A 20,061-nucleotide genomic window follows, 5' to 3' on the forward strand; every position below is an offset into this window, starting at 1 on the left:
GACTTCGGCATTCTGGCAGCCCAACCGGGGAACACCCCGGTTGGAGGGAGAGGTCGGCGCATTAGCGCCGGGTGAGGGGAAATCGACATCGATGAATTTCAACGGCCTTTATGCACCCTCACCCTAACCCTCTCTCTGAAGGGAGAGGGGATTGCGCCGTCCGCCTAACCTGCTCCGTGCCTTGAATTCAATTTGCCTGGGGGGCACATCAAAAAATCGCGCAGCCGTATCCCAAGTTGGGGGAAATATAGAAACGAGCGACCTTTTAATGGCGTCTGCCGCACGATCAAAACTACACCGGACAGCAGTTGGTAGTTCCCGTCCATTGACGGCCTATCTAAATTGCCGGGCAAAGGAATATGGAGAAATGGCAATGAAAAGGGGCCTGCTGCAGGACGCGCGCAATCTTGTTCTGGCCGGCGCAATCGCGGCGGGCGTGGGAATGCCGGCGACCGCTTCGCATGCCGAGGAGCGAGCCGTGCCGCTTTCCCAGGCGCAGATCACGCTCTCCTTCGCGCCGGTGGTGGAGCACGTGGCGCCGGCGGTGGTCAACGTCTATGCCAGCCGCACGGTGCTGCAGCGCCAGCGGGTGTCGCCCTTCTTCGACGATCCCTTCTTCCGGCGGTTCTTCGGCAACCCGGAAGGTCTGGGCGGGGGGAGGCCGCGCGAACGTGTCGAATCCTCGCTCGGCTCCGGTGTGATCATTTCCGCCGACGGCATCATCGTGACCAACCACCACGTCATCAAGGATGCCGATGAGGTGCGGGTTGCGCTTGCCGACCGCCGCGAGTTCGACGCGGAAATCGTGCTCAAGGACGAGCGGACCGACCTTGCCGTCCTGAAGGTAAAGGACGCGTCCGACAGCTTTCCCTATGTCGATTTCGCCGATTCCGACGAGTTGAAGGTTGGCGACATCGTGCTGGCGATCGGCAATCCCTTCGGCGTCGGGCAAACGGTCACGCAGGGCATCGTTTCCGCCCTGGCCCGCACACGGGTGGGCGTTACCGACTACCAGTTCTTCATCCAGACGGACGCCGCGATCAATCCGGGCAATTCGGGCGGGGCCCTCGTCGATATCCAGGGCAGGCTGGTCGGCATCAACACGGCGATCTTCAGCCGATCCGGCGGTTCGAACGGCATCGGCTTTGCCATTCCCGCCAATATGGTGGACTTCGTCGCCGCCGCGGCGAAGGGAGACGGCGTGGTCCGCCGGCCCTGGCTTGGCGCCAGCGTCCAGGTGGTCAGCTCCGAGATTGCGGAGGCGCTCGGCCTCGACCGTCCGCGTGGCGTGCTGGTCACCGGCATCTACAAGGGCGGCCCGGCCGACCGCGCGGGCCTCAAGGTTGGCGATCTGATCGCGGAGGTCGGCGGTGTCGAGGTGACGGACCCCGACAGCTTCGGCTACCGGTTCGCGACCAAGCCGATCGGCAAGACCACGGCTTTCAAGGTGTTGCGGGAGCATGAGGAACTGACGCTGACCATTGCCCTTTCCCCGGCACCCGAGGCGGTCAAGCGCGATGCCCGCACGTTGGAGGGGTATTCGCCCTTTGCCGGCAGCACGGTGATGAACCTCTCGCCGGCGGTGGCGGAGGAACTTCGCCTCGACGGTCTGGAGGAAGGTGTGGTGATCGCCGGGATCGAGCCCGGTTCCCCGGCCAATCGCGTCGGCCTTCAGGTCGGCGATATCATCCTTTCCGTCAACGACGAGAAGGTGGACAATACGAGACGGCTGGAGCGGCTGGCGAGTGGAGATCCGAGGCTCTGGCGGCTGGAGATCAAGCGCGGCGGGCGCGTGCTGCGGATCGCGCTGCGCGGCTGAGCTTCTACGGGTAAGGCAAATGGGTGATCTGTTCCAGGCAGCCGGTCTCGACAAGGTGGGCCCGCGTCCGCTGGCCGACCGGCTGCGTCCGGCCAAGCTTGCCGATGTGGTCGGGCAGGATCATCTGCTCGGCCCGGAAGGCACGCTGTCGCGCATGCTGGCGACGCGCACCCTCGGGTCCCTCGTCTTCTGGGGCCCGCCCGGCACCGGCAAGACGACGGTTGCCCGGCTGCTTGCCGACGCGACGGACCTGCATTTCGAGCAGATCTCGGCAATCTTCTCAGGCGTCGCGGATCTGAAGAAGGTCTTCGAGGCCGCCCGCGCCCGCCGCCTGACCGGCCGGGGCACGCTGCTCTTCGTCGATGAGATCCACCGCTTCAATCGCGCGCAGCAGGACAGCTTCCTGCCGGTGATGGAGGACGGCACCATCACACTGGTCGGCGCCACGACGGAAAATCCGAGTTTCGAACTGAATGCAGCTCTGCTGTCGCGCGCCCATGTGATGGTGTTCCATTCCCTTGGCGTCGAGGCAATCGGCAAGCTTCTCGCCAAGGCGGAGGAGGTGGAGGGCAAGCCCCTGCCGCTCGACGAGGAGGCGCGGGCCGCGCTCGTGCGCATGGCCGATGGCGACGGCAGGGCGTCGCTGACACTCGCCGAGGACGTCTGGCGGGCGGCGCGGGAAGGCGAGGTCTTTGACGCGGCCCGACTGCAGGAGGTGGTCCAGCGCCGGGCGCCGATCTACGACAAGTCGCAGGACGGGCACTACAACCTGATTTCCGCGCTTCACAAGTCGATCCGGGGCTCGGACCCGGATGCCGCCCTCTACTGGATGTCGCGTATGCTCGATGCCGGCGAGGATCCGCTCTACGTCGCGCGCCGGCTCATCCGCATGGCGGTGGAGGATATCGGGCTTGCCGATCCGCAGGCGCTCGTACAGGCCAACGCGGCACGTGACGCCTATCAGATGCTGGGATCGCCGGAGGGAGAACTGGCGCTTGCCCAGGCGGCGGTCTATCTCGCCACTGCGCCGAAGTCGAATGGCGTCTATGTCGCCTACAAGGCGGCGATGCGTGCGGCCAAGCAGAACGGCTCGCTGCTGCCGCCCAAGCATATCCTCAACGCGCCGACGAAGCTCATGAAGACGGAAGGTTACGGCGAGGGCTACGAATACGACCACGACGCCCCGGAAGGCTTCTCGGGCCAGGACTATTTTCCCGAGGCGATCGGCCGGCAGACCTTCTACGATCCGCCGGAGCGAGGCTTCGAACGCGAGATCCGCAAGCGGCTGGACTATTGGGCGCGACTGCGCCGGGAGCGCGGCGGCTGATCAGGCCGGCTTGTCATCCGCGCCGACACCGAAGTCGTAGCGGAAGGTGCAGCACGGCGCGCCCTGCATGATCGTCTGCTCCCGGGTGAGCTTCGCATCCTCGTTGAAGCCCTCGATGAGTGCGAAATCGCGATTGCAGCTCAGGATCGCGCCGAGCTCGGGTATGCCGAGCGCGCGGTACATCTCCGCGTAACGGCATCGGGTGACGTTGAAATCGAGATGGCGGCCGTCATCGCGCAAGGTCTCGATCTCAAGCGCATTGTCCTTCGTCCAGAATTGCAGCGTTTCCAGGAAAGCGGCCGAGTCGGCGCCGAAATCGTCGGCAAGCGCCTTGCCCTGACGGCGCGCGATCTCGACGATCGTCTTGCGCAGGATCGCATGCACTTCCTCCTTGCCGAAGGCTTCCGCCATCGCCTCGATGACGGGGATCAGGATGCGGGCTTCCGTCTCGCGGCGGGTCAATACGCCGAGGCGTTCGGTAAGGGTGTCTTTCAGCGGCACGTCGGTCATGGTCGGTACTGTCCGGTAGGTCTGTTTCGCCAGCGGCGTTTGCGGGAGCGGACTGTCGCACGGGGCGCTGCATGGCTTCAACCACGACCGGCGATACTCGCCAGACTTTGAAGGCGGCGAAACGTTGCCGGTTTGTCATTGCGGCAGACCCCAAAGGGACGGCATCATGAGAATCACGGTTCCGGGTAGTCCGTCCCATGAAACAGATCGAACTGCGCCTGGCGCTCGTGCTTTATGGAGGCGTTTCGCTCGCCGTCTACATGCACGGCGTGACGCGGGAATTCCTCAATATCGTACGCGCCTCGCGCAAGCTGGAGCGCGAGATTTTCGGCAATGCCTCCGGGCTTCGGGAGGAAATCGATGCGAAAGCCGAACCGGTGACGGCGGCTCTTTATCGCAGCCTGCTTGAAAAATTCACGCCCGAGGTCAGCCTTCGCGTCGTCGTCGACGTGGTCGCGGGCGCTTCTGCGGGCGGCATCAACGGCGTCATGCTGGCGCGCGCGATCGCGCACGACCTCGACATCGACATGCACCGCGATTTCTGGCTGCAGAATGCCGATGTCACCGAGCTTTCCAACGAGCCTGTCGGCCTGACGCGCTATCTCAAGGGCTCGATTGCGCCGGTGATCGACCGCCTTGTCGCCATGGGCCTGAAATCCGAGACCACCGACCCGGAAACGCGCGAGAAGCTGCGCCAGTTCGTGCAGGCCCGCTGGTTCACGCCGCCTTTTTCGGGAGAGCGTTTCGTCGGCTGGATGCTCGATGCGGCAGCCGCCATGGGCACGGCGGTCGGCGACAATGACGAAGCGGCCGGCAGACGCGGCACCCTCATCCCGCAGGGCCAGAGGCTCGACCTGTTCGTGACGCTGACCGATTTCCACGGCCAGCGCCGGCGCTTCGACATCGACAATGCGGGGGTGATCGAGGAGAAGGAGCACCGCCGCATCCTGCGGTTCAAGGCCCGCCACCGGGCGGCGGGCGATGTGACGTCCGAGTTCACCGATCCCTTTATCCCGGCGCTTGTCTTCGCCGCACGGGCGACGAGCTCCTTTCCCGGCGCCTTTCCGCCGATGACGGTCGGCGAGATGGATCACGTCTTCCTGGAGCGCGGCGAGCCCTGGTTCAACGAGGCCGATCCCCTGGAGCGTCGGCGCATCCTCCTCGACAAGCTCGCCGGAGACCGGGATACCGATCCGGCCGCCCGCGTCTTCGTGGACGGCAGCGTGGTGATGAACAAGCCGTTCCAGCCGGTGATCGATGCGATCGCCAAGCGCCCGGCCTCGCGCGAGGTGGTGCGCCGGCTCGTCTATGTCGATCCGCTGCCGGCCGACATCAACACGGCCGAAGCGGTGGACGGACCCGACGTGCCGGGCTTCTTCCGCGTCATTTTCGCTTCGATGGCGCATATCCCCCGCAACGAACCGATCGGCGACGCGCTCCAGCATGTGGCGGAGCTCAACCGCGAGGTTCACCACGTGGCCGACGTGATCGCCGCGGCGGAGCCGGTGGTCGAACGCGAGGTCGCCGAGATCATCCGGCTCGACCCGCGCACGCCGCCGACCGTCAACGAACTGACCCGCGCGCGGATGGAGGCGAACGAGGCGGCGCATCGCGCCGCCGGCTACACCTATTTCGGCTACCAGCGGCTGAAGCTCAGGGTCGTCACCGAAAGCCTTTCCATCCTGGTTTCGCGGCTGGCGGCTCTGGGCGGTGCCGAAATCGGCGAGCAGGAAGTAGCGGCACGCATCGCCGCATGGCTGGAAAAGGGGCTGGAAAAGACCTCCCGGACGAGCCGCACCTCGCCGGAGATCGTCATGTTCCTCCGCCATCTCGATGTGGACTATCGCATCCGCCGCCTGCGCTTCGTGATCCTTCGGCTGAACCGCCTGTATCGCGGTGGGGAATGGCAGGCCGGCAACGGCTCCGTGGCGATGGACGAATTGAAGACCACGCTCTACGAGCAGGTCGACCACCTGACGCGGCGCTGGTCACGCGAGTTCTACGGCGAGGAGACGTGCCGGGTTGCCGCCGAATTCGCCCGGTCCAGCGCGGACGACGGGGCAACCCTTGCGAATTTGCTGGAGCTTCTTGGTCAACGCATGGGGCTGTCGGATCTCGATCGGCTGAGCGACGACGTCTTCTCGGTGATGGCCTACAACTACCTGCCGCCGGAGCGTCGCGCGCAGCTGACGAGCGCCTATGTCGGCTTTGCCTTCTACGATCTGGTGACCTTGCCGGTCCTGCGGCGCCCCGATGCGGTCGAAGTGAACGAGATCCGTATCGACCGCATCAGCCCCAGCGATCCGCATACGCTGCGTCCGGGCGGGCTGACATTGAAGGGCACGACGCTGAGTGCTTTCGGCGCCTTCTTCAATCGCCGCTGGCGCGAGCACGACTATCTCTGGGGCAGGCTCAATGCCGCGGATCGTCTGGTGACGCTCGTGCTTTCCGCCGCCGGGCCGGAGAAGCAACTGGATGCGTCCGTCTGCGAGAGCCTGCGGCACGAGCTTTTCCTGGCGATCCTGCGGGAAGAAGCTCCCCATCTCATTGCCGATCCCGATCTCGTGCCGTCGCTGATTGCCGAAGTGGAAGCGCGGCTCGCCGAATGGCCTGTCGGTATCGCCCTGTGATCCGGGTCCCGCAAGCCGGCTGCATCCGCCGGTTTTCGCCCGAGCGCTTTGATGGTAAATGGAGATTCGGGCGCAAGATCGGGCGAGGGGCATGCAGCATCTGTTGCTGGTGATGTTGGGTGGCGGCATTGGCGCGGGGCTTCGCCACCTCGTCGGCATGGTCAGCCTCAAGCTGCTCGGGCCGGGCTATCCCTATGCGACGCTGACCGTGAACCTCGTCGGCTCCTTCGCCATGGGCGTCTTCATCGGCTGGCTCGCCGCGCGCTCAAGCGGCGATCAGGCCGTGCGCTATTTCTTCGCGACCGGCGTGCTCGGCGGGTTCACCACCTTCTCGGCCTTCTCGCTGGACTTCGCCACGCTCTGGGAACGGGGGCAGCAGAGCCTCGCCATCTCCTATGCCGGCCTTTCGGTCGCGGGCGCGTTGCTGGCCATCTTCGCGGGGTTGAGCGTCGTGCGGTTGTTTGGCCACTAGAATCTTTCAAATCCTCCGAAACATCCCTATACCGGACACGGAAATTCCGACCCTTCCGAAACCTTGCCACCCTGCGTGATGCGGGCTGCGCGGAAGCGTCGATCGCCTAATCGGGGACTTCCGGCGCAAATGGCTGGCATCGAAAACAAGACCATCACCGCGGATGAGGCTGGCATGCGCCTCGACCGCTGGTTCAAGAGCCACTATCCGGACCTCGGTTTCGGCCACCTGCAGAAGCTTCTGCGCACGGGGCAGGTGCGCGTCGACGGCAAGCGCGTGGATGCGGCGACCCGCGTGGCGCCGGGGCAAAGCGTGCGCATCCCGCCGCTCCAGACCGATGCGAAGGTGGAAGCTCAGGACAAGGCCAATGCCAAGCCCCGCTCGCGCAAGCTCGACGCCGACGACCGCCGCGCCGTGGAGGCGATGATCCTCTACGAGGATCGCGAGGTGATGGTGCTGAACAAACCCGCCGGCCTCGCGGTACAGGGCGGCTCGGGCCTGTCGCGCCATCTCGACGGGATGCTGGAGGCCTTTCGCGACGAGAAAGGCAACAAGCCGCGTCTCGTCCATCGCCTCGACCGGGAAACCTCCGGCATCCTGCTTCTGGCCAAGACGCGCCGCGCCGCGCAGGAGCTTTCCAAGTCCTTCCGCGCGCGCCAGACGCGCAAGATCTACTGGGCGCTGGTTGCCGGCGTGCCGCGACCGCGCCAGGGCCGCGTGTCGACCTATCTCGCCCGCGACGAGGGCATGGAGCGCATGCGCATCGCCCGCCACGGCGAGGATGACGCGCAGCATTCCGTCTCGCTCTATTCGGTCGTCGATCAGGCAGGCCCGAAGGTTTCCTGGGTGAGCCTGCGCCCGATCACCGGCCGTACGCACCAGCTTCGCGCGCATGCGGCCCATATCGGCCATCCGATCGTCGGCGATCCAAAATATTTCAACGTCGAGAACTGGGAAGTCCCGGGCGGCGTGCAGAACAAGCTGCACCTGCATGCCCGCCGGATCGTGATCCCCCATCCTGCCGGCAATGGTTCGATCGATGTATCCGCGCCCCTGCCGCCGCATATGCAGCAGTCCTGGAACCTGCTTGGCTTCGACGCCTCGCAATATGACCCGGATATCAACGAGCCGGAGGATTGAGCCCTGTACCTTGTGATTTTCGATTGCGACGGCACGCTCATCGACAGCCAGAACGTGATCTATTCCGGACTGGAACATGCTTTTCGGCAGGAGGGCATCCCGGTTCCCGACCGCAGGACGGCACTGTCGATCGTTGGCTTATCGCTTGAGGTCGCGATTGCCGAACTCGTCGGCGAGGCTCACCTTGGCCGCGTGCCGCATATGGCCGATACTTATCGCAATTTCCAGCTTGGCCTGCGGGCGGAAGGCGTGGTCGATCCGCTCTATCCGGGCGCACGCGAGGCGCTGGACGCCTTGTCGGCGCGTGAGGATGTGCTGCTTGGCGTGGCGACCGGCAAGGCGCTGCGTGGCGTCGTGCACATGGAAGAAAGCCATGGTCTGGTCGGACGCTTCGTGACGCGCCAGACGGCGGACCGCGCGCCGTCCAAGCCCCATCCGGCGATGATCTTCCAGGCGATGGAGGAAACCGGCGTGGAGCCGTCGCGAACCGTGATGATCGGCGACACCAGCTTCGACATGGAAATGGCGAAGAACGCCGGCGTCGCCTCGATCGGCGTGACCTGGGGTTATCATGACGAGGCCCGTCTGCGGGCGGCCGGCGCCGGGCAGGTGATCGGCCATTTCGATGCGCTGGAGAGCACGATCTCCGGGCTCTTCGGCTGGAACAGGGAGGCTGCGTGATGCGCGATATCCTCGAGGACCTCTCCGGCGAACCGCCCATCGATCCGGTGGAGCGGGCCAAGGAACTGTCGCGGCGCGAATTGCCGAAGCGCTTCTACGAAAAGGTGAGCGTGGAGGAACGCGACGGCGGCCACGCCATCCTGCTCGACGGTCGCCCGGTCAGGACGCCGGCGCGCCGGGTGCTGGCCTTGCCGGGCGCGCGGCTCGCGCAGGCCGTGGCAGGGGAATGGGAACGCCAGGAAAAGGTCATCGACCCGGCGACCATGCCTTTGACGCGGATTGCCAATTCCGCCCTCGACGGCGTTGCCGACCGTCTCAAGGACGTTGCCGACACCATCGCCGAATATGCCGGCAGCGATCTGCTGTGCTATCGCGCCGACAGCCCGGAAAAGCTGGTGGGCCGGCAGAATGCGGCCTGGGATCCGGTGCTTGCCTGGGCCGAGACGCGTCTCGGGCGTCCGTTCAGCCTTGCCTGCGGCCTGATGCCGGTGGCCCAGGATGCGGCACTGCTTGCCGCTTTCCGGGCGGCGCTGGACGAACGCGGCCCGCTGGAGATAGCGGCGCTTCACACCGTAACGACCTTGACCGGCTCGGCGGTTCTTGCTCTGGCGCTCGGCGAGGGGGCCTTCGAGGCGGAGGCCGTATGGTCGGCCGCCCATGTCGACGAGGACTGGAATATAGAGCAATGGGGCGAGGATGCCGAGGCGGCCGCCCGGCGCGCCGCGCGCCATGCCGAATTCGCCGCCGCCGCGCTTATCCTCGCGGATGCGCGGGTCTGATATCGTCTTTCGATTACGTCCATCCTTAGACTAGGTTACGGGTTCCGGCCGTGCGTGCTACGACCGCAGTTGGAAGTTATGCAAGAGGTAGAGCGGCGATGAAAGAGGTCCTGGCCGAACTGGAACGCCGGCGTGCGATCGCGAGAGTGGGCGGCGGCGAGAAACGCATCGAGGCGCAGCACGGGCGCGGCAAGCTGACGGCGCGCGAGCGTATCGAAGTGCTTCTGGACGAAGGCTCTTTCGAAGAATTCGACATGTTCAAGGTGCATCGCTGCACCGACTTCGGCATGGGCGACAGCCATATTCCGGGCGACGGAGTGGTGACCGGATGGGGCACGATCAACGGCCGCACGGTCTACGTTTTCTCCAAGGATTTCACGGTTTTCGGCGGATCGCTTTCGGAAACCCACGCCCAGAAGATCATGAAGATCCAGGATATGGCGCTGCAGAACCGTGCGCCGATCATCGGTCTCTTCGACGCCGGCGGCGCGCGCATCCAGGAAGGCGTTGCCGCTCTCGGCGGCTACGGCGAGGTGTTCCAGCGCAATGTGCTTGCCTCCGGCGTCATCCCGCAGATCTCCGTCATCATGGGGCCTTGCGCGGGCGGCGACGTCTATTCGCCGGCGATGACCGATTTCATCTTTATGGTCCGCGACACGTCCTACATGTTCGTGACCGGGCCGGACGTGGTGAAGACGGTGACCAACGAGACGGTGACGGCCGAGCAGCTCGGCGGCGCATCCGTCCACACCACCAAGTCGTCGATCGCCGACGGTGCCTTCGACAACGATGTCGATGCCCTGCAGCAGATGCGCCGGCTGGTCGACTTCCTGCCGATGAACAATACGGCCGACCTGCCGGAGCTTGCCTGCTACGACGATCCGGCGCGGGTGGACATGAGCCTCGACACGCTCATTCCGGACAATCCGAACAAGCCCTACGACATGAAGGAACTGATCCTGAAGACGGTCGACGAGGGCGACTTCTTCGAGATCTCGCCGTCGCATGCGGGCAATATCATCACCGGTTTCGGCCGCGTCGAGGGCCGCACCGTCGGCATCATCGCCAACCAGCCGATGGTGCTTGCCGGCGTGCTGGACAGCGACGCGAGCCGCAAGGCCGCCCGGTTCGTCCGCTTCTGCGACTGCTTCAACATCCCGCTCGTCACCTTCGTGGATGTGCCGGGCTTCCTGCCGGGCACCGCGCAGGAATATGGCGGCCTCATCAAGCACGGCGCCAAGCTGCTGTTCGCCTATGCCGAAGCGACCGTGCCCAAGATCACGGTCATCACCCGCAAGGCCTATGGCGGCGCCTACGACGTCATGAGCTCCAAGCATATCCGCGGCGACATCAACTACGCCTGGCCAAGCGCCGAAATCGCGGTGATGGGGGCCAAGGGGGCGGTCGAGATCCTCTATCGCGCGGAACTGGCCGACAAGGACAAGATCGCCAAGCGCACCAAGGACTACGAGGACCGCTTTGCCAATCCCTTCGTCGCGGCCGAACGGGGCTATATCGACGAGGTGATCCTGCCGCACTCGACCCGCCGCCGCGTGTCGCGCGCGCTGGCCCTCCTGCGCGGCAAGCAGCTGCAGAACCCCTGGAAGAAGCACGACAACATTCCGCTGTGAGCATTGTCCGGGGGGCGCTCGTCACCCACTCTGCCATGCCCACCTGGATGGGCATCCAGTAACCGCCGAAATCCGCGATCTTGCCACTAAGGCATGTGTCTACTGGATCCCCGGTCGAGCCGGGGATGACAGCCGAGTGCGGGGCAGGCGGCTGCCCCAACCCTCAACCGTCGGAGGACGCACAGCCTCTCCCCTCGTCATCGCCGGGCTTAGACCCGGCGATCCATTGAGCGACGGCGAAATATGCTGGCGCCGCATGGATACGCGGGTCGAGCCCGCGTATGACGAAGCGAGGGGTTGCGGCGGAGAAGTAGCCACACACTCTGTCATGCCCGGCTCGACCGGGCATCCGGTAATCATTGTGGCCGGAGATTCAGCCGCTGACACGAGCGATTACTGGTTCCCCGCCTGCGCGGGGATGACAGCCGCCAACAGGGCGCTTTCCGACCGGATGGGATCATCCTGTCGATAAGAAATCGCCCCAGAATCAAACGCCTAGGGCAATTCGATCAGTCATCCCAGAACGGGAAGAGGGGCTCCGCGCATTCGTATCCGACGATGCATTTCGGGTGGTCCTTCGTCGGGGCGGTCTTGGGACGAAGCTGTTCCCAGGGGTCGCAATAACCGACATTCGAGACGAAGCGGAAATAGGTGTACTGGCCGGTGGTCATGACGACGGCGCCATATTGGCGAACCAGGTTCTGGGCCGCCGCGCAGCTCATCCGCCGCGTATCGGGTCGGGCGGCTTCAGCGATGCTAAAGGATATCGCGACCGCAATCGCTGCAATGCCGATCATCGCTCCGGCCTTCCTCGAAAACCCAGTCATGCAACCTCCTTTCGGCCGCGCGGGCTCAGCTAATCGTTGCCCCGGGTCGGCCGTCCGCGGCAGCCGTAACCGACGAAACATTGCGCATTGTCACGGGTCGGGGCGAATTCAGGCTTGAGCGCGGGGTTCAAATCGACGCAATAGGCGGCACTTGCGACGAAACGGGAATAGAGCCCGTTCCCGGTCGTCAGCACCACCGCGCCGGACGACTTGACCAGGGCCTGCGCCTGGGAGCAGGTCAATTTTCGGGTATCGGCTTTCGGTGCGGCGAAAGCGGCTGGCACGGTAGAAAGCAAAGCGGTGGCCGCAAACGCTGCCCGGCGAAGATGCTTGCCCATCCGGAACCCCGATAGGTCTGACCGTATCCAAGATAGGGCGAAACGGCTTCCGTTTAAACCTAACGTAAGTTTTCGGGTGGCGCCCCGCTTCAGCGCTCCCTGGTGATCTCGACGCTGACGCGGCCGGATGCGATGGGCAGCGGCGCGCCGGGCTTGTGCACGCGTACCCGTACTTTCTGGATGCGGGCGTCGGCGGCCAGTACCGTTTCCGCGATGGCGCCGGCCAGTCGTTCGATCAGGTAGAAGCGCGATTTGGTAACGGTTTCCTCGACCGCTTTCGTCAGCGAGCCATAGCAGACCGTATCGGCGTATTCGTCGGTGCGGCTGGCCTTGTCGAGATCCAGCCAGCAGGTCAGGTCGACGTGAAAGCGCTGGCCGAGGCGGGCCTCCTCCTCGTGAAGGCCGTGAAACGCATAAAATGCGAGGTCTTCCAGATGGATGGCGTCCATTGCCGTCATGCCTTGCCGAAATCAGTGCTTTTTCTGTCGCATCCTGTCCGATCTTGCCCATATCGGGCCGGATCGTGCCTCGTCTTTAGGCTCGACAGGGTGCGCGCGCAAGGGCTGCCACCATCGCAAACAGGGCGGAGAGCAAGCCGCCGGCTATTTCCCGGTGCAGACCGCGTGGCCCAGAACGCTTGGAGCGGTGGTCAGGCCGAAGGCGGCATAGCGATCGTCGTCGAAAGCGACTTGAAGGGTGCGACCGCTCCTGAGCTTGCCCCAGATCCAGGTCATCTGGTCTGCGCAATAGGGACAGTTCATGCGTATGTTGCCTTCGCTGTCGGCGCGCAGCTTCAAGAGCGCGCCATCGAAGACGACATGGATGAGCTGATCGGCAGGCGCCGAGCGGCCGTCGATGTCGATGTCCAGGATCGCCGCGTAACCGTCTTGCATCTTCTTGCACCAGATCGTGAAGCTGGAACTCGCCTGGATGTGGACGCGGAAACGCTCGACGCCGGAGACCGTGTTGTGTTCCCAGAAGCCGAGGGGATCGTCCTCGGCGGCAGCGCAGGTAGAGGCAAAGGCCAGGGCCAGAAACAGGCCGGCAAGGATCGGTCGCTTGATCATCGTCTCCCCGGTCTCGTGAAGCCGGGAGAGTGTTGCCGCACTTTCCTAATATTTCATGTTTCGTACCTTTGAACATTGCGAGGCGGGCCGGTTTCCCGTGCTCGTCCCTTTGACCAGTTGCGGGGCCTTCGGGCAGGGCCTAAAAAGCGAAAGACCCTCCGGCAGTACCACATCGCATGATCTGGCGAGCGGGCCGAGGGGGTATCGTTTTCGCCATTTCCGGGAGCGCCTGTCGCATGTTTTCCAAGATCTTGATCGCCAATCGCGGAGAAATTGCCTGCCGCGTCATCAAGACCGCGCGGCGCATGGGCATCAAGACGGTTGCCGTCTTCTCGGATGCCGACCGCGACGCGATGCATGTGGAGATGGCCGACGAGGCGATCCATATCGGTCCGCCGCAGGCCGCCCAGTCCTATCTCGTCATGGACAAGATCATCGCCGCCTGCAAGGCGAGCGGCGCGGAAGCGGTTCACCCCGGCTACGGTTTCCTGTCCGAGCGCGCGGCGTTTCCCGAAGCGCTGGCGGCGGAAGGCATCGTCTTCATCGGCCCGAACAAGCGCGCCATCGAGGCGATGGGCGACAAGATCGAATCGAAGAAATTCGCCAACGAAGCCAGGGTCTCGACGGTGCCGGGCTATCTCGGCGTCATCGAAACGGCCGATGAGGCGGTCACGATCGCCGAGGAGATCGGCTATCCCGTCATGATCAAGGCTTCGGCTGGCGGTGGCGGCAAGGGCATGCGCGTCGCCTGGAACGCTGCGGAAGTGCGCGACGGCTTCGTGCGCTCGAAGTCGGAGGCGGCATCCTCCTTCGGCGACGACCGCGTCTTCATCGAGAAGTTCATCCAGAACCCGCGCCACATCGAAATCCAGGTGCTGGGCGACAAGCACGGCAATGCGATCTATCTGGGCGAGCGCGAATGCTCCATCCAGCGCCGCAACCAGAAGGTGATCGAGGAGGCGCCGTCGCCGCTGCTCGATCCCGAAACGCGCCGCAAGATGGGCGAGCAGGCGGTGGCGCTCGCCAAGGCGGTCGACTACGATTCCGCCGGTACCGTCGAATTCGTCGCCGGGCAGGACAAGTCCTTCTTCTTCCTCGAGATGAACACCCGCCTGCAGGTGGAGCATCCCGTCACCGAACTGATCACCGGCATCGACCTGGTCGAGCAGATGATCCGCGTCGCGGCCGGTGAGAAGCTGTCCATCACGCAGAGCGATGTGCAGCTGAACGGCTGGGCGGTCGAGAGCCGCATCTACGCGGAGGACCCTTACCGCAATTTCCTGCCCTCCATCGGCCGACTGGTGCGCTATCGCCCGCCGGCTGAAGAAACCAGCAATGGCGTGACCATTCGCAACGACACGGGCGTCTCCGAGGGCTCGGAGATTTCCATGTATTACGATCCGATGATCGCCAAGCTGATCACCCATGCGCCGACGCGCGAGGAGGCGATCGACGCGATGGGCGACGCGCTGGACGGCTTCGTGGTCGACGGCATCCAGCACAACGTGCCGTTCCTGACGTCGCTGATGAAGCACCCGCGCTGGCGCTCCGGCGCGCTGTCGACCGGCTTCATCGCCGAGGAATATCCCGACGGTTTCGCACCCGCTCACCCGGACGATGCGGCGAAGCGGGTGCTGGCCGCCGTGGCGCTGTCCATGGAAGCGCTGCGCCGCGAGCGCCTCGACCATCTACCGGGGCGTCTTCGCCCGCATTCCGGCGCGGTGCGGGAGGACTGGGTCGTCCGTCTCGATGACAGCTACCTGCCGGCGAAGATCGTCACCGGCTATCCCGGCACGCCGGTCGAGCTCGATATCTCGGTCGATGGCGGCGCGGTGGAAACGGTGGTTGCCGACTGGCGTCCGGGCGACGGATTGTGGCAGGGCCGCGTTGGTTCTCAGGAAGTGACCGTGCAGGTGCGCCCGATCCAGAACGGCTACCGGCTCGACTGGCAGGGCTACTCCGTGGTCGCAAAGGCGATGACGCCCCGGATCGCCGAGCTCGACAAGCTGATGCCGGTCAAGCTGCCGCCCGATACTTCCAAGATGCTGCTGTGCCCGATGCCGGGCCTGGTCGTGTCCGTCAATGTCGCAGTCGGCCAGGAAGTGAAGGCGGGCGAAACGCTCGCCGTGGTCGAGGCGATGAAGATGGAAAACGTGCTGCGCGCCGAGCGCGACCTCGTCGTTTCCGCGATCAACGCCACTGCCGGCGACAGCCTTGCCGTGGACGCGGTGATCATGGAGTTTGAGTAAGCGATCGGTCTGATTGTTATGCCGGAAGGATTTGCTGAACACATGCGGCGCCCGGACCGTTCCGAATAGGTATGCCCTGTGTCTGCAAGGGTTGTCGATGAAATGTGACCAATGTTGCGTTTTGCGGCACTGTTCCCCATGATCGCAAATGGCATTCTGGGAGTCCGTCATGGTGAATATAGTGGACGGCGCAAGGAACGGTCGGCGGGACGGTGCCCGCCGCCACGGCGATAAAGATCATCCTGAGCGGCCTGAATTTTCCGCGAAGGAAGCTGCGCGCCGCCGAGAGACAGGACAGCGGCAGCGTGCCGTCGAGGATATCGCGAGAGGGGCCGCCGAACGCCACGCTGAGACGCTGAAAAGGCTTGGCGAATAGAATGGATGAGCCGGTGTGGCTCGAACTAGCGGATCTCGATCGATTGGCGAAGGTTGTGGGCGAACTATTCCCCCGTCATTCCGTGACGCCTTACCCTGCGAAACGCAACGATCTTGCTGGCGGCGTCGCGCGAGCCCGGAACAAGTGGCTCTATGATCGGCAAGACGACATGACGGTCCTTGCGGCGGAATATGCTTTCGGGATCGGCAAGGCGCATGCATTCGTTGATGGCAACAAGCGGATCGCCTTCCTCGCCGCGGTTACCTTTCTGGAGCTGAATGGCATCGGTCTTCGCGAACCGGAGTCCGGATTTTTTGCCGAGCCCATCGAAAACCTGGTATCCGGCCGGATCACGACTGAGGAGCTGGCTAGCCACCTCGAACGCCACGCGGAATGGATTGGACAGGATTAGGCAGTCTTTACTCCGATGTTTTGTCTGAATTTCGTCTCGGAGAATGACGCCCCATGCCGCTTTATTTTTCCTATGGTGCGAATATGAGCCGGGAGGAAATGGCTTCCCGCTGTCCGGGCGCGGAAGCGCAGGGCGTGGCTCTGCTGCGGGGGTGGCGGTTCGTCATCTCCGGTGACGGCTGGGCTTCGATAGAGCGCCGGCCGGGTTCGACGGTTCATGGCGTGCTGTGGGAGCTGGCACTCGGCCATGTCCGCGCGCTCGACCGCTACGAGGGCGTGCAGCGCGGCTGGTACGAGAAGGTGCATATGCCGATCGCACGTCCCGGCGGTGGCGGCAGGGCGCTCGTCTATATCGGTACGAACCGGACACAGGGCAGGCCAAACCCCTCCTATTTCAACGGCGTCGTGCTGCCGGCGGCGCGCGCGTGGGGGCTGCCGGAGGTTTATGTGGCCGAACTGGAAAGCTGGAACAGGCGTTGATGCGCAAAGAGGCTGCGCCGCCGCCGTCCAGAGGTTAGACTGACGCTTTCCTTCCGCGCGATACGGACCGCGACATGAGATCGGTGCATGTATCCATATCGGGTCGGGTGCAGGGCGTCGGCTTTCGCGCCTGGCTCGCGCGAACGGCAGCGGCGCAGGATCTGAGCGGCTGGGTGAGGAACCGGCGCACGGGAGAGGTCGAAGCCGTGCTCTGCGGCTCCGAAGGCGCCGTCGAGGCGGTTCTCACCGCCGCCCATGTCGGTCCCGCCGGCGCCAGGGTGGACGAGGTTCTGATCCTGGGCGACGCGGCACCCGTCGATGGTGCGTTCGAGGTGATTGCGACGGTGTAGCCTATACCCGGATCGTCGGCCCGAAGCGCTGCTCGAACTCCGCCCTCAGGATCGAATCGACTTCCGCCATGGTGACCGGCAGGCCGAGATCGACGAGGCTGGTGACGCCGTGCTGGTCGATGCCGCAGGGCACGATGCCGGAGAAATGCTCCAGTTCGGGCTCCACGTTCAGCGAAATGCCGTGGAAGCTGACCCAGCGGCGAACGCGGATGCCGATTGCCGCAATCTTGTCCTCGATATCTCTGCCCTTGTCCGGACGGCGGACCCAGACGCCGACACGATCCTCCCGCCGCTCGCCGCGGACATGGAAATTCCACAACGAGCCGATGATCCAGTCCTCGAGTGCCGCGATGAAGGCGCGTATGTCCGGCTGGCGGCGCTTCAGGTCGAGCATGACATAGGCCACGCGCTGGCCCGGCCCGTGATAGGTGTATTGTCCGCCGCGCCCGCTCCTGAAGACGGGGAAGCGGTCGGGCGCGAGCAGGTCCTGCGTCTCGGCGCTTGTGCCTGCCGTATAAAGGGGAGGGTGCTCCAGCAGCCATACCCGCTCGGCTGTCTTGCCCTCCGCGATCGCCGCGACGCGAGCCTCCATCTCGGCTACAGCCTCCTCATAGCCGACGGGTTCGTCGGAAATGACCCACTCGACCGGCGGGAGATCGTCGGAGCCGAGGAAATTGATCGGGAGCGAGGCGCGGTCGTTCATCGAAGTCTGTCGTTTTGCGAGAGGGTTAAGTCTTTGTTAACCAGAAGCAGGGCGAACTGGGTACCCGACACTGCAGCGCATCGTGCCCGGGACGATGGCAAGACCATCCAATAGCGGCGGAAAGAATGAATGGCCACCTTCGATAACATCTCGGTCGAAATATCCGTCGTTCTCGGCAAGTCGGAAATGCCGATCCATCAGTTGCTGCGCATGGGCCGCGGCGCCGTTATCGAGCTGGCGGCACATGAAGACGACGACGTCGAAATCCTTGCCAACAACGTTCCGGTGGCGCGCGGGCAAGTGGTGCTGCAGGGCGACCGGATCGGCATCTCGGTGACCGAAATCCTGCGCCGCGGCGTTGAGAAGCGCCCGACGCGCGGCGAGGGACCGATCTGAGAATTTGCCGCCCGTCCGGCAGTGTCCTTTCGCGGCAATTGCAAGCCGTTGCCGGTTTTCTTCCACCATGTGAATATCTTCGCTCGCGCCCCTTGCGCGGCAGAATCCGATTTGCTAGAGGAAGGCTCCGCCGCGCCGAGGGGTGCGGGCGGAAGGAAAATCGCGGTCGTGGCGGAATTGGTAGACGCGCAGCGTTGAGGTCGCTGTGGGGCAACCCGTGGAAGTTCGAGTCTTCTCGACCGCACCATTCCTGAAATCCCTCGCTTCAAAAAGCCTCCGAGTGGCAATGCCCTCGGAGGCTTTTTGCGTTTACGGCTTGCAACGGGGCGGCAGTTGACAGCGCGCGATGGCGGAAGGAACCTGATGATCGAGTTCCGGGCATTCTCAACTGGCGTTGCCGGGGACTTGATGACAGGTGCGGATATCTGCGGTTTCGCGCCACGCAACCGGCCTCAGTAGTTGTCGATGATCCAGTAGGCGTGCCCGCCAGTGCCACGAGGCGCAAATGCCCTACCCGATGCCCGAAAACGAAACCGAGAGAAACGAGGCCGTTCGTTCTTACCACATCATGAACTCGCCGCCGGAAGTCGCCTATGATGAGATTGGCGAACTTGCCGCGGAGATTTGCGAATGTCCCGTCTCCTATGTCGGGTTCATCGAGGACGACCGTTTCTGGATGAAGGCGAAATACGGGCTGCCGGATGACCTGGAGGGTTGTCCGCGCGAAATCGCCTTCTGTTCAGTCACGATCTGCGGTGCCGACCTCGTGGTCTCACCCGACTTGCAGCAGGACGAGCGTTTCAAGGAGTTCTATTTCGTCGTCAACGATCCGCATTTCCGCTTCTATGCCGCCATGCCGCTGGTGACGCCTGAGGGCTATTCGCTGGGAACCATCTGCGTGATGGATTTCAAGCCGCATCAGCTGACCTTCGAGAAGGCGGAAAGCCTTCGCAGGCTGGGTCACCAGGTGGTCGGATTGCTGGAGCACCGCCGCCGGATCTTGGAACTCGATCGCGCGATGGCGCAACTCGACCAGGCACACCGCGATCTGGCGGATGAGAAAAGGCGCTCGGAAGAACTGTTGCACCGCATTCTCCCCGAGCCGATTGCCCGCGAACTTAAAGAGACCGAAAAGGTGGAGCCGAAATTCTTTCCCTCCGCCACCGTCATGATCGCCGATATCTGCGGGTTCACGAATTTCACGCGGCATACGGAGCCGGCGGCGTTGCTGGCGCTGCTGAACAGGTACTACTCCGAATTCGACCGGGCGATTGCCGCGTTCGGCCTTGAGAAGGTGAAGACGATAGGCGACGCCTATCTTGCGGTGGCGGGGGTTCCGGAGCCTGTGAAAAATAGCGCGGCAAGGGCCTGCGCCGCTGCGCTTTCGATCATGGAAGCCTGCCGCAGGATTCGCCGGGAGCGCGAAAGGCTTCACCTGCCTTTCTTCGACCTGCGGATCGGGCTCCATTGCGGCCCGCTGATCGCCGGAGTGGTGGGCACGAGCCGCTTCAGTTACGACATCTGGGGAGACGCGGTGAATCTGGCCGCGGCCTGCGAGGCCGCCAGCCAGCCGAACCGGATCAATCTCTCACAGGAGGTATGGGGGCATGTAAGCCCCTGTTTCGAAGCGGAGGAGAGGGGTGGTGTCCTCTGCAAGGACGGTATGGCGTTCCCGATGTATTTCCTGAGCAGGTTGAAGCGGGAATATTCATCCGATGAGGAGGGCCTCCTCGCCAACCAGGCGATGTTTGCAGAGCTTCATCTGAACCGGGCCGGATCGGGCGCCTGAGGCGACTGGTTTCAACCGAATCTCGGCCGGGCAATTCTCCATGCGAGCGGCCCCGTTTCCCACCGGCGTTACCCGCCCGCGAAACC

General features: G+C 64.1%; 20 protein-coding genes and 1 tRNA gene. 15 read left to right on the plus strand and 6 right to left on the minus strand.

What is annotated here, in order from left to right:
* Positions 1–373 precede the first annotated feature (373 nt).
* Positions 374–1,819 (plus strand): DegQ family serine endoprotease, encoded by a 1,446-nt coding sequence (locus tag H2509_RS12485; protein ID WP_182165846.1) that lies wholly within the window; start codon positions 374–376, stop codon positions 1,817–1,819.
* A 19-nt stretch (positions 1,820–1,838) separates the two neighbouring features.
* Positions 1,839–3,146 carry a replication-associated recombination protein A gene (locus H2509_RS12490; protein WP_182165848.1) on the plus strand — a complete coding sequence of 436 codons (1,308 nt, stop codon included), beginning with the start codon at positions 1,839–1,841 and terminating at the stop codon, positions 3,144–3,146.
* Here H2509_RS12490 and H2509_RS12495 read toward each other — a convergent pair whose 3' ends face one another.
* Entirely contained in the window at positions 3,147–3,656 is a 510-nt protein-coding gene (locus tag H2509_RS12495; RefSeq protein ID WP_182165850.1) for an L-2-amino-thiazoline-4-carboxylic acid hydrolase, read from the minus strand. It lies immediately after the preceding gene.
* A gap of 197 nt (positions 3,657–3,853) precedes the next feature.
* Between H2509_RS12495 and H2509_RS12500 the strand changes: the two genes are divergently transcribed.
* From H2509_RS12500 to H2509_RS12525, 6 genes are all read left to right on the plus strand, one after another.
* Positions 3,854–6,286, plus strand: coding sequence for a patatin-like protein (locus tag H2509_RS12500; protein WP_182165858.1), 2,433 nt, complete (start codon positions 3,854–3,856; stop codon positions 6,284–6,286).
* A gap of 91 nt (positions 6,287–6,377) precedes the next feature.
* Positions 6,378–6,758, plus strand: a complete 381-nt coding sequence (crcB, locus tag H2509_RS12505) for a fluoride efflux transporter CrcB (RefSeq protein WP_182165860.1) — start codon at positions 6,378–6,380, stop codon at positions 6,756–6,758.
* A 129-nt stretch (positions 6,759–6,887) separates the two neighbouring features.
* Positions 6,888–7,898: an RluA family pseudouridine synthase gene (locus tag H2509_RS12510; protein WP_182165862.1), complete on the plus strand. Its 1,011-nt coding sequence runs from the start codon at positions 6,888–6,890 to the stop codon at positions 7,896–7,898.
* Between the two features lie 12 nt (positions 7,899–7,910).
* Complete coding sequence (locus H2509_RS12515; protein ID WP_328805076.1) at positions 7,911–8,579, plus strand: HAD-IA family hydrolase; 669 nt, start codon at positions 7,911–7,913, stop codon at positions 8,577–8,579.
* Complete coding sequence (locus H2509_RS12520) at positions 8,579–9,358, plus strand: ATP12 family chaperone protein (protein ID WP_182165864.1); 780 nt, start codon at positions 8,579–8,581, stop codon at positions 9,356–9,358. The genes H2509_RS12515 and H2509_RS12520 overlap by 1 nt, the downstream gene beginning before the upstream one ends.
* A 98-nt stretch (positions 9,359–9,456) precedes the next feature.
* Complete coding sequence (locus tag H2509_RS12525) at positions 9,457–10,989, plus strand: acyl-CoA carboxylase subunit beta (protein WP_182165866.1); 1,533 nt, start codon at positions 9,457–9,459, stop codon at positions 10,987–10,989.
* Positions 10,990–11,498: 509 nt separating this feature from the next.
* On the opposite strand, the gene H2509_RS12530 is transcribed toward H2509_RS12525, so the two are convergent.
* From H2509_RS12530 to H2509_RS12545, 4 genes are all read right to left on the minus strand, one after another.
* Positions 11,499–11,816 carry a hypothetical protein gene (locus H2509_RS12530; RefSeq protein WP_209001942.1) on the minus strand — a complete coding sequence of 106 codons (318 nt, stop codon included), beginning with the start codon at positions 11,814–11,816 and terminating at the stop codon, positions 11,499–11,501.
* Between the two features lie 29 nt (positions 11,817–11,845).
* Positions 11,846–12,058 (minus strand): hypothetical protein, encoded by a 213-nt coding sequence (locus H2509_RS12535; protein ID WP_235974905.1) that lies wholly within the window; start codon positions 12,056–12,058, stop codon positions 11,846–11,848.
* Between the two features lie 185 nt (positions 12,059–12,243).
* Positions 12,244–12,603, minus strand: coding sequence for a dihydroneopterin aldolase (gene folB / locus H2509_RS12540; protein ID WP_182166099.1), 360 nt, complete (start codon positions 12,601–12,603; stop codon positions 12,244–12,246).
* A gap of 153 nt (positions 12,604–12,756) precedes the next feature.
* Positions 12,757–13,221, minus strand: a complete 465-nt coding sequence (locus tag H2509_RS12545) for a hypothetical protein (RefSeq protein ID WP_182165870.1) — start codon at positions 13,219–13,221, stop codon at positions 12,757–12,759.
* A 236-nt stretch (positions 13,222–13,457) separates the two neighbouring features.
* On the opposite strand from H2509_RS12545, the gene H2509_RS12550 reads away from it, so the two are divergent.
* The 4 genes from H2509_RS12550 (at position 13,458) to H2509_RS12565 (ending at position 17,087) form a co-directional block, all read left to right on the plus strand.
* Positions 13,458–15,470: an acetyl-CoA carboxylase biotin carboxylase subunit gene (locus H2509_RS12550; RefSeq protein WP_182165872.1), complete on the plus strand. Its 2,013-nt coding sequence runs from the start codon at positions 13,458–13,460 to the stop codon at positions 15,468–15,470.
* 377 nt (positions 15,471–15,847) lie between these two features.
* Complete coding sequence (locus tag H2509_RS12555) at positions 15,848–16,258, plus strand: type II toxin-antitoxin system death-on-curing family toxin (protein ID WP_182165874.1); 411 nt, start codon at positions 15,848–15,850, stop codon at positions 16,256–16,258.
* Between the two features lie 53 nt (positions 16,259–16,311).
* Positions 16,312–16,737 (plus strand): gamma-glutamylcyclotransferase family protein, encoded by a 426-nt coding sequence (locus tag H2509_RS12560; protein ID WP_182165876.1) that lies wholly within the window; start codon positions 16,312–16,314, stop codon positions 16,735–16,737.
* Positions 16,738–16,811: 74 nt separating this feature from the next.
* A complete protein-coding gene (locus H2509_RS12565) occupies positions 16,812–17,087 on the plus strand; it encodes an acylphosphatase (protein WP_182165878.1) in 276 nt (91 codons plus the stop codon).
* Position 17,088: 1 nt separating this feature from the next.
* On the opposite strand, the gene lipB is transcribed toward H2509_RS12565, so the two are convergent.
* Entirely contained in the window at positions 17,089–17,790 is a 702-nt protein-coding gene (lipB, locus tag H2509_RS12570; RefSeq protein WP_182165880.1) for a lipoyl(octanoyl) transferase LipB, read from the minus strand.
* A 129-nt stretch (positions 17,791–17,919) separates the two neighbouring features.
* On the opposite strand from lipB, the gene H2509_RS12575 reads away from it, so the two are divergent.
* From H2509_RS12575 to H2509_RS12585, 3 genes are all read left to right on the plus strand, one after another.
* Positions 17,920–18,186: a FliM/FliN family flagellar motor switch protein gene (locus tag H2509_RS12575; RefSeq protein ID WP_182165882.1), complete on the plus strand. Its 267-nt coding sequence runs from the start codon at positions 17,920–17,922 to the stop codon at positions 18,184–18,186.
* Between the two features lie 162 nt (positions 18,187–18,348).
* A tRNA-Leu gene (locus tag H2509_RS12580) sits at positions 18,349–18,433 on the plus strand.
* A 258-nt stretch (positions 18,434–18,691) separates the two neighbouring features.
* Positions 18,692–19,975: an adenylate/guanylate cyclase domain-containing protein gene (locus H2509_RS12585; RefSeq protein WP_182165884.1), complete on the plus strand. Its 1,284-nt coding sequence runs from the start codon at positions 18,692–18,694 to the stop codon at positions 19,973–19,975.
* The last annotated feature ends 86 nt before the right edge of the window (positions 19,976–20,061 follow it).

The organism is Stappia albiluteola (genome assembly GCF_014050225.1).
Classification (GTDB): Bacteria; Pseudomonadota; Alphaproteobacteria; order Rhizobiales; family Stappiaceae; genus Hongsoonwoonella; species Hongsoonwoonella albiluteola.